Raw genomic sequence first — 14,996 nt, forward strand, 5'->3', positions numbered from 1 at the left:
CTGGGGTATCTTCGGTAAAATGATCGCGGCAGTTGCTACGGCGCCGTGTTGTGCGCTTTGAACGCCAAGCGAAGTTCGAGCGCCTCAGGGCTGGCGCTGCCTAGCTTGATGTCTCCGTTTTGTGAACCCCAGGCATAGGCAAAGTCGAATACAGGAGCCGGAGAGTAGGTGGCCCAGCGCGCGAAGATCTGCTTCGCCTGGTCCGGTGTCGGCAGTACATAGACGTCCGCAGCCGCTCCGGTACGGGTCTTCCAATTGCCGCCGCCGAAGGCCTGGTATACGGGCACAATCCTGTCGAGAGGAATGCCCGCGGCAACGGCTGCCTCGACCGTTCGATCGATGAAGTCCAAATCGAAAGCTTTGCCGCGGACCGGATATGGATCCAGGCCGAAAAGATCAATCCCCGTGTTGGCGGGATTAAAGGTATTCATGAAGGCGGGGGCTTCGAAAGACCCCATGTCCATCAAAGTAACAAATGTAACTGCCCCGGGGACATTGGCTCTGATCCACTCGGCCTCGGCCTTCAGGGCCGCCGGACTAACTGCTGGAGAATGGTATTTGCCGGTGATGTCCGGCTCATCGCAGAGGCGAAAACCGAACAGCCGCGGATTGCCGATAAATGGCCTCACCTTGGCGATGAAGCGTGGCGTCACGCCGCTGGATTCATTTAGCCATATCAACCCCTTCATCCCTGGCGGCAAGGCATTGAGTTGCTCTACGGATTGTACATCGGCGAGGTCGAAGCCCGCGCTCGCGATTGCAGCGCCCGGCCCACCGGAGGTGTAGTGAAGCGTCTTGCCGTTTCCACTCGCAGACAGCGCCGATTGGCTGCAGATCAGCATCATGAGCAACGCCGATATGCACAGATTGCTGATGCGTGTGAACTTTGGCGACCAAGCTGTTGGCGCGACGGGTTCCGACTTGATGGATTGCGCGGCTCGAACCGCTGCGCCATACCCGCACGTTAAACTCGTCGGCATGCTCCAACTATCCACCAAATCGCCCCGCACCGGTCTCCTTTTTAGGCTGTACGGAAAAATTCGGCTTCATCTGTTCGATCGATGGACCAGCTTCGAGGCGGAGCTGCTGCCAAGCCAGTATAGTGGTGGCATCCATGCAATCATTTATGCGCTGCAGATCCAGATGCTGGCTATTTCAGCGCCGTCTTCATGGGCGCCGACGTCGACCAGTCGCGCAATCTGACGAAGTCGGTGACGGTGGAGTAGGCATTACCGGCGAACATTGTCGCCGGTAATGCCCTGCTTTGCGGAGCTTGCAGGCTCCTATCGACGGCGATCTTATGGCAGGTACGCGTCTGCGCTAGACCGCCAGAGCGTGCCCGTCCTAGACCACAGCGAACGAGCTCGCCGTAACCGCAAGATGCGGGGAAAGGGCGGCGAACTGAATCTGAGCTGCGCCGCCTGCGCCGTCACTGTCAAAGTAGAGCGCTCCGGTCGTGCTGTTGTAGACGATATGATCGGTGCTGTCGTGAGCGGCGGTACCGGTATAGAAAGCACTGCTTGCGAGCGCCCCAACGCTGAGCCCTTTGAAGACAGCGTCATCCAAGTGGATCTTGTCCACAGACGGGCTGAAGTCGGTAACCGTGGCAACATTGCTCTTGCTGAGGGTGCTGTTGAAAACGAAGGTGTCGTGGCCGCCATTGCCGGTCAGCCAATCGCCGCCGCCGCCGCTCTTTATGACGTTGTCGCCGGCATTTCCGATGATGTGCTGACGCAGTTCGTTGCCGGTCAAATTGATTGCCGTCGTGCCGGCATCCTTCTGGGTACCGAGGACCTCAATCGACGAGCCGGCAGCAAGCGCATAACTCACCGACGTCCACACCCTGTCCTGGCCCTGGCCAGCGGCCTCGACCACCTTGCTGGCGGCATTGTTGACATAGAAGTCGTCATTGCCCCCATAGCCCGCCATCGTGTGTGCGGCGTTGTCGGCCGGGCGTAAAACGTCGTTGCCGCTGGTGCCTTTTATGTCGGCGATCGGGGCCGTGACGGGAGGTGGGGTTGTCGTGCCGCTACTGGTGCCAGTGCTACTACCAGTACTGGTGTTGGTGCTGGTGCTGGTGCTGGTATGGGTGTTGTGATCCAGGAAAAACGCCTGCATCGACGACGTGTTGCCAAGCGAGGTCTCGCCATTTTGCGAGGACCACTTATAGGCCATGTCAAAGGCTGGCGACGGGACGAGCTTTGCCCAATGGTCCATGATGGTCTGTTCCTGGGCGGTGGTAGGCATCACATAAGACCCGCCCGTATTGGTCGACCACCCGCCGCCGCCAAACGTCTGGAACACAGGAATGATCGCACTCTGCGGAATGCCCGCCTTCTCCGCTGCAGCGACGGCTCTGTCGATGTAGTTGAAGTCGACCGCGGTCGAGCGCACGGGGTAGGGATCGAGCCCGTAATAGTCGATCCCCGTGTTGGCGGGATTGTACGTGTTGGTATAATCGGAGGCCGTGAACGACCCCATGTCCATCAGCGTAATGAAGGTTTTCGCACCCGGGAAATGAGAGTGAATCCAGTCGGATTCAGCCTTCAGATTCGCAGCGCTGACCTGTGTGTGGTATTTGCCCGTGGGGTCAGGCTCGTCAGTGAGATAAAAGCCAAAAACCTTGGAATTGCCGAGGAGGGGCGTCACCTTGTCTATGAAAGACTGGGTCACCCCGCTGCTTTCGTTGAGATATATCAAAGCCTTGGTGCCGTCAGGCAGCGCGTTGACCGATGACGCGTACTGAAGGTCGATCAAGTTGAAGCCATTAGCTATGGCGCCGGAGGCGGGGGCGCCATAGGCGTAATGCATGGTAGCCATGCGAACATCCTTCTTCTGATTGATAAGCGCCCCACCCCCTGCCTAACCGAGAGGGTACATTAGCGCCAAATCAAATACGGAAATATGTTGATAGAATGATTGATCGAGTACTTTACCAGCACCAAAAACGCCTAATCTTACAGTGATTTGGATCGAATTTCGGTGTTCGATGATGCATCAAATTAGCCGGGGATAACACGATTCCGTTACTCAACCTTCAGGCCACAAAGACCGACGATGCGGCGAGCGAAACGCTGCTGGAACCAAAACAACCCGATACCGGTAGAATCATTGATGCTGGGTACAGACCACAGCAATAAGGAAACGGTTGTCAGGATCAATTCCCGGTTTTTTGGGAAAACTTGAAATTTTCTCGGGTGTGCCCAGTGCGAGGCACTCCCTTTTTTCGAGCGAAGGATACTTCGCTTGGGTGCTCTCTTCCTCTAGGCATTTTGCTAGGAACGTATCTTCGTCGATAGCTCGTCAGATCCGGGGTTCTGCGATCAACCGCGTTCGCCGAACTTGGACTTGAGGAACGGTTGAACCGACGCAATTCAAGCTGAGGCCTTGTCACCGGCTCAGAGGCAGCCGAGCCCCGAATTCCCCTCGCCGAAATGGACATTCAATTCGCGCTCCGACGCAGCCGCGCGCACCCCGAGATCGGTCCGCTCATTCAAACGGACGAGGACATTGGGCAAGCCTGCCCGTACCGTGAACCTTGGCGCAAAACATGTATCTGAGTAGCGAACCAGGATCATGGAAGCACGAAGAAATGCTGACCAGTGCACGCGACCCAAGTCAGACGGGCGGTCGGGGGAGACAGCATGAATCCGCATCTTGTGTGTGTTGGAGGCGAGGACCACGCCTTCAGGATTCCGTTTTTGCTGTCGCTGCGTCAGAAGGGCTTCCAAGTCACTGCGGTGTCGAGCGGTCCGGATACAGCATTCTCGCAGCACGACATTCCGCATCGTCGCTACGGCTTCGACCGATTTTCCAGTGGGAGTGGAGGCGCCGTAAGGACGATCAGAAAACTGATCTCGGACCTGCGCCCGGACATTGTACAGAGCTTTGATACCAAGCCTAATCTCTTGACGCCGTTGGCGATAAGGGGGGGCGTTCCTGTCATCCGCACCATCAATGGTCTTGGCTGGACGTTTTCTTCCCGTGGGCCGAGGGCCATGGCGCTGCGCCCGATCTTCTCGGGGCTGCAGTGGCTTTCGTCGCGCTGGACGGCTGCCACGGTTTTCCAAAATCGTGATGACAAGGCGTTCTTCGAGCGCTACCGGCTCATCGGGCGCGGGACTGGTCGCCTGATCTGCAGTTCCGGCATCGACATCGATGGCTTTATCACGGCGAGACAGAGCGCTCCGTCACCGCAGGCGATGCGCGAGCAGCTTGGGCTGTCATCGGCTGAAGTGATCATTTTTATCGGCCGGCTGACGCGCGAGAAGGGCATCCCAACGCTGCTTAAGGCAGTACCCCGCGTTCTTGAAAAAAGGCCGAATGCGCGTTTCGTGCTTGTTGGTCCATGGGAATCCGAGGGGCCGTTCGCCGTCGACAAATCGGAAATCGAACGCCATTCCCCTCATGTCATTGCCCTGGGTCCACGGCGCGATGTTCCTGCCCTTCTTGGCATGGCGGATTTGTTTGCCTTTCCGACACAATATCGGGAGGGAGTGCCACGTGTCCTGCTCGAGGCGGGGTTGGCTGGGCTGCCAATCGTGGCGTCAGATATGCCGGGCTGCAACGAAGTGGTCCAGCCCGGTTGGAACGGATACCTGGTTCCGCCTGGCGATGCCGAGGCATTTGCTTCCAGGATAAATCAAGTCTTGGCCGACCGCCCCGCCGGGGCGGCCATGGGCGCTCGTTCCATCGAATTCGTCAAGCAGCATTTCGCGCTGCCGCTGGTGGTCGCCCAGTATTGCGATCTTTACCGGCATATTCTTGATGCCAAAGCTGTTGGCGCCTCAGTTCAGGCCTCGCAGACCGAAAAGAATGCCGCATTTGGTCCGTTGGGCGAGGTGCGCCAATGATCCGAGACGTCCTGTTGGCCGGCGGCGTTGCAATGGCTTATGCATCGCAACTCGAAATTCCAGGCGCGCCGTTCGGAATCAGCGAATTGTTGCTGGCGGTTTGGATACTGATTTCGATTGGCCGCGTACTTGCCGGTGGTCGACTTGAAGCCACGCCGGCCCTGTCGATTTTTGCCGCCCTCTGGGGGATCATGGCATTCGCTCTCGGGCTAGGCATGATTGTCGGCATGCTTACGAGCGTTCAGTACATGGACGCGCCGGTTCACGACATGATTGCCTATCTGTTGCTGGCATTCGTTACATGTCTGCTTGCGGCTGATCCTCAGGCGGATCGCCATCTGCGTCGCACCGCGTGGTGGGTGATCGTCATTGCGAACGCGTGTTTTGTTTTCCAGTTGGCGCTTGGATTCGGCTTACTCCACCAGTCCGGAGTGAACCCTTGGTTTTGGGACAGGTTCACAGGATGGTCGGACAACCCAAACCAACTGGCACTTTATTGCGCGCTGTTCGGTCCCCTTGCACTATACCTTTCAATGACAACAAGTAATATGATAGCCAGGACATTTGGCATAGTAAGCATTGTTCTCATAGTATACGTCGGACGATTGACTAAGAGCGATACCTATCTATTGACAATAGTGATAACCGGTTTGGTTTTCCTGATGTTGCGCGTCCGGAGATGGGTCGCGGTTGGCGGAAGGGTCACTCTTGGTCGTCAAATCAGCCTTTTGCTGTTGCTTGCTTTGGTCCCTCTTGCAATCTCCGCAACACCCTATGTGCTTGCGGAAACGAGCACTGTTGAAAATTTCGCCAAGAGCCTGACCAAAGGCGAGGGTGGTGAGGCGACAGCCGAGACAGCCAATCTGCGCATCAATATCTGGACCAATGCTCTGGGCAAGGGGTTGGGGTCTGCTTCGCTGGGCCTCGGCCCGGGACCACATGTCGACAGATCTGTCGTGACCAAGGAGTTTATCGACCTGCCTTTCGAGGCTCACAGCACGCTACTGGACTTGTATACTCAAGGAGGCATTCTAGCGGTTCTCGCCCTGTTGTGGATCCTTGGCCTCGCGGCCATCTCTGCCTGGCGTGCAAGGCTCGACGCTCTGGTGGCACTTGCGTTGTCGATCGGCATCTTCGGCTTCCCGCATTTGGTCATTCGCCACCCGATCGTTTGGTTCTCGATCACACTTTGCCTCGTAGCCGGGCAGCCCAAGTTTATCGCGGCAACTGCAGGAGCGAGGAGCCGTTGATATGTGCGGAATCGCCGGGATCCTTCTTGCGCCAGACTCGCCCAGCACAAGGCCGCTCGCAGCTATAGCGCAGATGACAACAGCCCTCCGTCACAGAGGGCCCGACGGCGAAAGCTTCTGGAAAGATGTGGAGGCTGGTATCGCTTTCGGCCACAGCCGCCTGGCAGTCGTGGATTTGTCGGAAACCGGCGCCCAGCCCATGCGCTCGGACAGCGGCCGGTACGTGATCACCTTCAATGGCGAGATATACAATTTTCGGGACTTGCGCCGAGAGCTTGAGGATGCCGGCCACAGCTTTCGCGGAACATGCGATACGGAAGTTGTGCTTGGGGCCGTGGAGCAGTGGGGGCTCGAAGCTGCGCTTAAGCGATTTGTCGGCATGTTCGCGTTCGGATTGTGGGACGCAAAAACGAGAGCTCTTCATCTGGCCCGCGACCGGATGGGGGAAAAGCCGATCTACGTCGCCCCGACCCGCCATGCCCTGGTTTTTGGCTCCGAACTCAAGGCCATTCGGTGTTTCCCGGATTTCCGTCCAGAACTCAATCCCAGCGCCGTAAGGGCTATGCTGTCGCAAGGTTGGGTGCCGGACGACAGTTGTATCTGGCGCGGCGTTTTCAAATTGCCGCCGGGATCGGCCCTGTCCTTAACTGCAGCGGATTTCGCAAAAGCGCGCCGTACGGGAACCGTTCGAAACAAAGTTCGATTCTGGTGGTCGTTGGCGGACATCGCCGCGAAGGGCCGGCAAGACCCGATCGTCGGCAGCGATGAAGATTTGACGAATGAACTCGATCGGCTGCTTCGGCTTTCTGTTCGAGAGCGCATGTGCGCGGATGTGCCGCTCGGCGCCTTCCTGTCGGGCGGCGTAGATAGCTCGACCGTAGCCGCGCTAATGCAGGTCCAATCCCGAAAATCTATTCGCACTTTCACGATCGCCTTCGGGGAGCACGGATTCGATGAAGCTCCTCATGCTGCTGCGGTTGCCCAGTACATAGGCAGCGATCACACAGAGCTGCACCTTTCCCCTGCTTCCGCACGCGACGTCATTCCGGAATTGCCCAGTGCCTGGGATGAGCCGTTCGCCGACGAATCGCAAATCCCCACTCTGCTGGTGGCGCGACTTGCTCGCCAGCACGTTACTGTGGCGCTGACGGGCGACGGAGGCGATGAATGTTTCGCCGGTTACGCTCGCCATCTGATGGCGGCGCAAGCAAATCGGCGTCGTCGGTTGCCTTCGTCGCTGCGTGGTTCACTTGCCGCAAGCATCGGGCTTGTGGCGCGCGCCACCCGTTACGATTTTTTTGGCAGGCTGCCACTTTCAGCGCTCTTCGGCCATGCGTTGCGCGGTGATCGGCTGGAGCGATTGGCTCAATTGCTCGCCGCTTCGGACCAGGAAGAACTGTACCAGCGTCTGACAGGGTCATCGACGACTAGCCTGACCCGATTTGGCCACCGGGCGTCAACTCGGCGAACTCCGCGGCTCGACGATTTGCTGTCCCGGCTCCTCTACAACGACATGGCAGGATATCTGCCCGGCGACATCCTGGTGAAGCTGGACCGCGCCAGCATGGCGAACGGGCTGGAAGGCCGCTGCCCGCTGCTCGATCATCGCGTCGTTGAATTCGCCTGGCGGTTGCCACCGGATGCAATGGTCCGCCATGGACGAGGCAAGTGGCTGCTTCGACAGTTGTTGCATCGCTACGTTCCCCGGCGGCTCATAGATAGGCCTAAGCAGGGCTTCGATGTTCCGATTGCGGTCTGGTTGACAGGACCGTTGCGTGCATGGGCGAGTGACCTGTTCGCCGACATGCGCCACTCAGGGGATGGGCTTCTGGACATCGATAAGGTCCAGACGTGCTGGCGCGATCATGTCAACGGAAAGCGGGATCATTCCCGGGATCTTTGGGCAACATTGATGTTCCTGGCATGGCGCGCCGACGCCAACCGGCTTCCAGTGCCCGCGAGACAGTCGCGCATGCTTGAAATGACGGGAGTTTAAAATGGAAGGTTCGATAGCTAGGCGAACAAAGCTACCGCGCGCCACAGAGATGCGCGTCGAAGTGCGAGAGCCCAATCCGCGCATGCGGCGTCCGCTACGTGACCCTCGAGAAGACCTGACCCCTTTCGGCCAATTGTTGGTTACCTTGGCGGCGCGCAAATGGTTTTTGGTCGCAATGGTCGTTTTGGGCGGTGCGGTTGCGGGTCTAGCCGGCTTCGCCCGGCCGGCGCTGTATGAAGCCACCACGCAAATCATCGTCGACAATCCGACCAGAAGCGCTCCTCAGCCGACGGGCGGTCAGGATATGCTCGATACCAGCATTGACAACCATCTGACGATGCTGGCCTCGCAATCTCATCTGCGTCGGGTAATTGACGCAATTTACAAGGCAACGCCCGATCGGCAGGCCAACCTCAACGGCCCCGCGGCGCAAAACGCCGCTTCCCCAGCCGAATCGCAATCGTTTGCAGGTGCATTCTTGGCCGGGGTTTGGCCGGATCACGCTGACATGACCCCAGAGGGCAGGGAGGCTGCGAGGCTGAAGGCGTTGAGGCGCTACGTCAGGGTCGGGCAGGAACTGCGATCGCGAGTCATTACCATCGGCTTTACCGATCCGGATCCCGTCCGGGCGGCATTCGTGGCCAACACATTCGCGCAAGTGTATGTCCAGGACCTCGCGCGGACTGCTCAGGCCGCTGATAGGTTGGAGCTCGAATCCGTCGTCGCTGCGCTGCCTGGCGTGCAGTCCGATCTCGCGCAAGCCACCGACCGCCTTGAAAAATACCGGCTAAGTCACGGGACTGTCGACCAGGGTGCCGTTGACAATGCTGTCCGCGACACGGCCGAGCTTAATCAGCAACTGTCATTGTCTCGCGCAAACCTCTCCACAGCCGAGGCCCGTGTTCAGCATATTCAAGAATTGCAACGGTCCGGTGCCACGAACGCCACGCTTGCGAGCGCAATCGGATCGCCGACGCTGAGCGATCTGATAGCCCGGCAGGGCGGCGCCGCGGCCGATGCGGATCTGAATGTTGCCGTCAAGCGCGAAATCGAACAGAGCATCGAACGCATCAAGTCGGAAGCCGACATCTATCGCGCGCAGGTTTCCGCTCTGGAGGCGCGCAAGAATGTGCTTGACGCGGTCGTAGCCGACACGGCAGGCCGGCTTTCCGGGCTTCACGCATTGGAGCCGGCAGTCACCATATTGACGCAGCGGTACAATGATCTTCTGAACAGGCAACAGGATTTGAGGAACCGCATCGCGGTTCCGTCTGCGGGAGTTTCGATAATTTCGGCGGCATGGCCACCGAGCAACCCGAAGAGCCTTTCACCGATCTTCCTCATCCCGCCGGGTATGGTCGTATTCGGCCTCATCGGGGGCGTCTTGGTTCTCTTGAAAAATCGCATGAGCCGCACAATGCGCGGTGAGGCTGAGACAGAAGCAGCGCTCGGCTTCCCTACCGTTGGGCTATTGCCCAGGACATCAAGAGCGAGTGCGAAGCGCTTGCAGACCCTCACTTTAAGCCAGAAAAATTCAGCCTATGGCCGCGCTGCCTTGTCCCTATTGATCAATGTGGCACCCGAACCGGCCCCCGGACGATCGTCGCAGATGGTGCTCGTCACTTCCAGCGATAAAGGTGATGGGAAAACAGAGCTGGCATGGAGCCTGGCGCTCTCGGCCACACGCCTGGGCAGCAATGTCCTGTTCATCGATCTTGACCCGCAGGATAAGCAACTGACCAACGACTTTGTGCGCGAATTCAGCATTTCCAAGCCGCATAAGTCGTTTGCGGATTATGTGAGGGGCCGCTGCGAGTTAGACGAGGCTGTTGTGAGCATGCCCGGTATCGGCATCGATTTCATGGCCTCACCCATAGTTTCGGACGATCTTTTGAAGCTGTTGGTCGACGTCGATGTGCCGCGACACTTCGCGGACAAGCTGGGCGCCGTGTACAATCTCGTCATTCTCAACGGGCCGCCAGGGTTGCACGGTCCGGAATCCCGACTGCTCAGCGGTTGGGCAGATGCCGTTATCTTTGCTGTCCGGTGGGCCAAGACACCGCGCAGTGTCGCGCGCGGTATTCTGGAATCGCTGCAGCCTGATGGTTCGAGATCCGCTCCGGTAGGGATTGCTCTCACTGGAGTAAATCTCAAGCAGCACGCCAAATATCATTTTGGGGACAGTGGCGATCTTCTGCTGTTCGGAAAACGATAAAGCCCTCAAGCCCCCTGGGTCGCGAGAAATGATTATCGAACTCTTTGGACCGCCTGGAGCTGGTAAAGCAGTCTTTGCCCATGCGCTTGCTAAGTCGCTGCGTGGGCAGGGCTACGCTACGAAGGTGGTGTTCAGTCACAAAGCAAGTAGAAGGTCAAGGAGTGTAGATCTCGGGATATTCATGTTTATCTATAGAGTATTTTCTGCAATATTTTCAACTGCAAAACTGTTCTTATATACGTCGGATTTGATAAAATATCTGTCGATATCGTCGTCGATGCTAAAGGCGATTGAGCCAAGGAAATTTATTTGGCGAGCTCGGGTCTGGCAAAAAATCATAAATCTTTCCAATCGTTGGGACCAAGCGCGACAATGCAGAGAGATTACAATATTCGACCAGGGATACGTGCAGGCTGTTGCTTCACTGTCGATTTTTCACGGGTGCGTCGACAACGTTGCGATTGCAAGAGCGCTGAAGGTCACTCCTACCGCGGATTTTACCTTGCGAGTGGTATTGCCTCGTGCAGCAGCCGAGGCGCGGTTGCGGGAGCGGATGATGCAGGCGGCTCCGGCCGAACGCATTCTCGATGCGGATTTCGAAGCGAGCATGCGAGCTTTCGGAGTGTTTCAAAATATCAACGACATCCTTGTGGCAACCGACAGGAAAACAATCTCCGTTGAAACCCTCGACGACCGATCGTTGTCGAAAAGCGTTGAACTCGTCAGCCGCAAGATCGCCTTCAAGATGGCCCGCGATCAGGTCACTCCCATGTACCGACATCAAGTTGTCCACTCATCGCAGCCGCTGACGGTAGACAATGCCTACCTTGATGACGGCGTGGATACCATAACAATACAGAACCCCGTAAATTCCGCAGCTGGAAGCGATGCGGTAACGCTCGGGAAGCAAGAAATAAACCGTAGCCTGGGCTATGCCACCGTTTTTGCGCTCATGATCTATGTGACCGGGGCAGGTCTAACCAGCCTGGCGCAATTGCTGATTGCTCGTATCGTAGGCTCTACCAGCTATGGTATCTACTCCTACGTCCTTTCAACCACATCGGTGCTCGCATATCTCGCAACCCTTGGCTTCAACGTATCGTTGTTGCGCTTCGTATCTGCCTATAGGGCCCAGGGGCGCCTGGACCTGGCCCACGGCATAATCAGATTTGCCTTTCAACGCTCGTTGGCAGTGGCGTCTCTATTCGGCTTGGCAGGGGCGACCTACATCTTTCTGTCTTCGTCCTCACACAACAGGGAACTTGAGATCAGCCAGCTCTTGGGTATGGCCGCCGTTCCGCTGGTCACGACTTCAGCCTTGGGCGCGGCTCTCATCCGTGCCTTCGGCGGCGGTGTTTCTGCCCTTCTGCCAGAACGCATTGTGCGTGATGGACTGCTGCTCACATTGCTAAGTGCCGCCGCCTTGTCCGGTTCGTGGACTCTGAATGCACCGTTGGTCATGCAAGCGGTGCTGACGAGTTCGGCCGTAACAGTCGCATTCGTCTTTGTCCTGTTGGCAAGATTTCAGCCGCCGGGTTTACGACATGCTGAACCTGCCGATGCATCCAAGGATTGGTGGTCGGCGGTCCCCCCTATCATGCTGATGGCGGGTCTTGACGTCTTCATCAACAGGGCGGGGGTAATGGTGCTCGGCTGGACCGGCCACATACGCGACGCAGGCATTTTCGCCCTGGGGCTCAATGTCGCGTTGCTTGTCGGTCTCTCGTTGGTGGCCGTCTCTACAATGTTCTCGCCGACGGCAGCTACGCTTTACGCAAAAAACGACCGAAGAGGTTTGCAAGAGCTGTTTTCACGAGCTGCCCTGCTTTCCTCCGGTGCCGCAATAGCAATGGCAATCCCGTTGCTCTTGATTGTTCGGCCGCTTTTAAGCTGGTTCGGTGAGGATTTCGGAACTGGAGCACCGATCGCGCGGGTGCTAATGCTGGGGTACGTATTCGTGGCCCTGTGCGGACCGCAGCTCAATCTCTTGACCATGACCGGAAACGAATGGGCGGCCGCTGTGACGATGATCCTTGGGGCAGCTTTTGGTGTCGTCGGCTGTGCTATCGGAGTAGAGATCTACGGTCCGCTGGGCGCAGCAATAGGGCTTGCGCTTGCCCTGGTCGTCTGGAACGTCGCCATGGCGATTTATATTCGCAAGCGACTGAAGATCACGCCCGGACTGATCTACGCGATTACGTCCTTTAACCGCCGCACGGTCGAAAGCACCCAGCGGACTTGGTTCTTGCGCTGACTTGATGCTCTGGGATTGGTGACCGGCGACAGACCCCGGCTGGCGCGATGTGATCCATTCTAACGCAGGCATCAAGGTACGTACGGATTGGCGGGCTTGCGTATCGGCGTCTCGATGAAACGCCAAACGAAAGAGACGCAGAGAATGCCTCGTTCTTGCCGATCGGCGAGGTAAGCGCGTTGAGAGAGATGCAAAACAGGGCGCCGACAGAGCCGCACCTTCAGGCGACGCCAGTGAGCTGATCGCGCGGGTCTGAGTGAGCAGCGCGAACTGCCGGCAATCTACGCTGACACGAGCGTTTGTTGCTCCGTCTCAGGGGCCGTCGCGCTTCCATGAAAGTGTCGATACCATTCGACGAAACGGGCAACGCCATCCTGGAGCGTGGTCGCCGGCGCGAAGTCTACGGCCCGGCGAAGATCGCCTACATCGGCGCGCGTCTCGAGAACATCACCTGGAGGCAACGGCACATCCCTCCTGAGAGCTTTGCGACCTACGGCTGTCTCTATAATCGCGATTAGCCTATTGATCTCCTCTGGCCGGTCATTGCCAATGTTGTACAGGCGATATGGGGCTGAGCTGGTAGCTGGATCAGCTGCGCGACCGTCCCAATTCTGGTCGGCACACGGTGGCGTTGCGAGTATTCGAACCACCCCTTCGACGATATCGTCGATGTAGGTAAAATCTCGCCAGACACGGCCGGCATTGGACACCTCGATCACGCGTCCTTCGGCGATGGCGTGGGTAAACGCGTAGACAGCCATGTCGGGCCTGCCCCATGGTCCGTAGACGGTGAAGAACCGCAATCCTGTCACCGGCAAGCGAAATAGATGACTATAGGAATGCGCCATGGCTTCATTCGAGCGCTTGGTGGCGGCATAGAAGCTTATTGGATGGTTAGCGCCGCCATGTTCGGAAAAAGGTATGGTTTGGTTGGCGCCGTAAACCGAACTGGACGAAGCGTAGACCAGATGCTTGATATCGAAGTGCCGGCAACCCTCTAGAACATTGAGAAACGCCACGATGTTGGACTGAACATAGGCATGCGGGTCGACAAGAGAGTAACGCACGCCCGCCTGGGCAGCCAAGTGGACGACATATTGCGGTTGAAAGTCGGAGAACAAAGCTTGCACCAACAATCGGTCCGCCAGATCCATACGCATCGGAGTGAAACCTGGCTCCGCGCAGAGGTGCGCAAAACGCGCTTCCTTGAGCTTTAGATCGTAGTAGGGCGTGAAATTATCCACGCCTATGACCCGCGCACCGTGACGCAAAAGCCGTGATGCCACATGAAACCCGATAAAACCTGCGGCGCCGGTGACTACAACAGGACCTTTTCGTGCCAGCTGCATAACCGCCATGTCCGGACTGGATCGACCGGCTTTCGTTCCTGTTGAACTGGATTTGTCAGGTTGTGCGTCAAGCACGCCCGCGGTCTTGGAATTATGTCCGGCCATGACGAATTGCCCCGCTTCGAAATTTTTGCATCGAGATCGTCGGCTTATATCTGGATCAGGCAGGAACGCGCTCGCACAGACTCAATGCCAAACCAACATACCGGACACGCGCCGCCTCGCGGTCGAGGCGGCATTATCACGGCAATACGGAAATTCGTCCGAGCAGAGCTACCAGTTCACCCTGGCGCTTGGTTTCTGTTTTGGCAAAAAGCGAGGCAAGCTGGGACCGGATCGTGGTGCGGCTGAGATGCCAGCTGCGGGCGATTTCCAATGGTGCGTCCCCTTGAGCTAACCTCATGGCAAGCTGAGTTTCAGCGCTCGTGAGGCCGAACATCTTTTGCAATGTCTGCGGATTAGCCGAGGACCGGGTCTCCCGGTCTAACAACGCTACGATACTTGTACCGTCGGGCGCAATCACCCCGCCCTCATTGAGTATCACCGGCCGATCGTCAGTGGTGCGGATCACCACCCATGACAACGAACCTGGCAGGAAGTTGGTTGGAACGTTCGCGACCAGCCGCCTCAGCGCAGCCGTAAGCTCCGGAGCCGTGCCGGCCGTCTCACCCTGTCGTTCAAAGGTGCTTTGAGCGGCAATGTTCCACTCCACCACCTTTTTCTCGCGATTGAGGACCAGGAAGCCACAGCCAATGCGGTCCAGCATCCCGGTGACGGATTCCAGGCTCCGACGCTTTGACGCACATGCTGTGCCCTGCCTGTCCGACGTGTAGCGTGCCAGGCGAGCGACACTGCCGTAAGCAGTGCTCAATTCAATATGGCGCTTATTCGCAACGGTATCGTTGTGCCTATCAATGAAAGACATTGCCTTCCCACCCCTGTTGGCCGAAAACCGCTAAGATCTCCAATCGTTACGCTTGACTCCAAGACAGATTTCTCTGCCAAAAATCTTTGATCTCAGAGGCTTGCATCGGTTTCTTCATGCTCTCTTACAAAGAGTCCAGGCGAACCGGACGCTC

Annotated in this window: 10 protein-coding genes; 6 read left to right on the top strand and 4 right to left on the bottom strand. The window is 57.6% G+C overall.

What is annotated here, in order from left to right; genetic code table 11:
* Positions 1 to 35: 35 nt before the first annotated feature.
* Positions 36 to 845, bottom strand: a complete 810-nt coding sequence (locus tag CK219_RS21040; protein WP_245340565.1) for a hypothetical protein — start codon at positions 843 to 845, stop codon at positions 36 to 38.
* Here CK219_RS21040 and CK219_RS31775 point away from each other — a divergent pair.
* A complete protein-coding gene (locus CK219_RS31775; protein WP_095768658.1) occupies positions 844 to 1,203 on the top strand; it encodes a hypothetical protein in 360 nt (119 codons plus the stop codon). The genes CK219_RS21040 and CK219_RS31775 overlap by 2 nt on opposite strands.
* A gap of 141 nt (positions 1,204 to 1,344) precedes the next feature.
* Here CK219_RS31775 and CK219_RS21050 read toward each other — a convergent pair whose 3' ends face one another.
* Positions 1,345 to 2,820: a calcium-binding protein gene (locus tag CK219_RS21050; protein WP_095768659.1), complete on the bottom strand. Its 1,476-nt coding sequence runs from the start codon at positions 2,818 to 2,820 to the stop codon at positions 1,345 to 1,347.
* Positions 2,821 to 3,644: 824 nt separating this feature from the next.
* Between CK219_RS21050 and CK219_RS21055 the strand changes: the two genes are divergently transcribed.
* Genes CK219_RS21055 through CK219_RS21075 form a run of 5 tightly spaced genes read left to right on the top strand, consistent with a single transcriptional unit; the run spans position 3,645 to position 12,568 of the window.
* Positions 3,645 to 4,853 (top strand): glycosyltransferase family 4 protein, encoded by a 1,209-nt coding sequence (locus CK219_RS21055; protein WP_095768694.1) that lies wholly within the window; start codon positions 3,645 to 3,647, stop codon positions 4,851 to 4,853.
* Positions 4,850 to 6,103, top strand: a complete 1,254-nt coding sequence (locus CK219_RS21060; protein ID WP_095768660.1) for an O-antigen ligase family protein — start codon at positions 4,850 to 4,852, stop codon at positions 6,101 to 6,103. The genes CK219_RS21055 and CK219_RS21060 overlap by 4 nt, the downstream gene beginning before the upstream one ends.
* 1 nt (position 6,104) lies before the next feature.
* Entirely contained in the window at positions 6,105 to 8,099 is a 1,995-nt protein-coding gene (gene asnB / locus CK219_RS21065) for an asparagine synthase (glutamine-hydrolyzing) (protein ID WP_095768661.1), read from the top strand.
* Position 8,100: 1 nt separating this feature from the next.
* Positions 8,101 to 10,314, top strand: a complete 2,214-nt coding sequence (locus CK219_RS21070) for an exopolysaccharide transport family protein (protein ID WP_095768662.1) — start codon at positions 8,101 to 8,103, stop codon at positions 10,312 to 10,314.
* A gap of 28 nt (positions 10,315 to 10,342) precedes the next feature.
* A complete protein-coding gene (locus CK219_RS21075) occupies positions 10,343 to 12,568 on the top strand; it encodes a lipopolysaccharide biosynthesis protein (protein WP_095768663.1) in 2,226 nt (741 codons plus the stop codon).
* A 281-nt stretch (positions 12,569 to 12,849) separates the two neighbouring features.
* Here the strand turns inward: CK219_RS21075 and CK219_RS21080 are convergent, their stop codons facing one another.
* Together CK219_RS21080 and CK219_RS21085 are read right to left on the bottom strand one after the other, a co-directional pair.
* Positions 12,850 to 13,917, bottom strand: a complete 1,068-nt coding sequence (locus CK219_RS21080) for an NAD-dependent epimerase (protein ID WP_095768695.1) — start codon at positions 13,915 to 13,917, stop codon at positions 12,850 to 12,852.
* A gap of 241 nt (positions 13,918 to 14,158) precedes the next feature.
* Positions 14,159 to 14,842 (bottom strand): helix-turn-helix transcriptional regulator, encoded by a 684-nt coding sequence (locus CK219_RS21085; protein ID WP_095768664.1) that lies wholly within the window; start codon positions 14,840 to 14,842, stop codon positions 14,159 to 14,161.
* Positions 14,843 to 14,996: the final 154 nt, after the last annotated feature.

The sequence above is a fragment of the Mesorhizobium sp. WSM4313 genome (assembly GCF_002294725.1).
Lineage (GTDB): Bacteria > Pseudomonadota > Alphaproteobacteria > Rhizobiales > Rhizobiaceae > Mesorhizobium.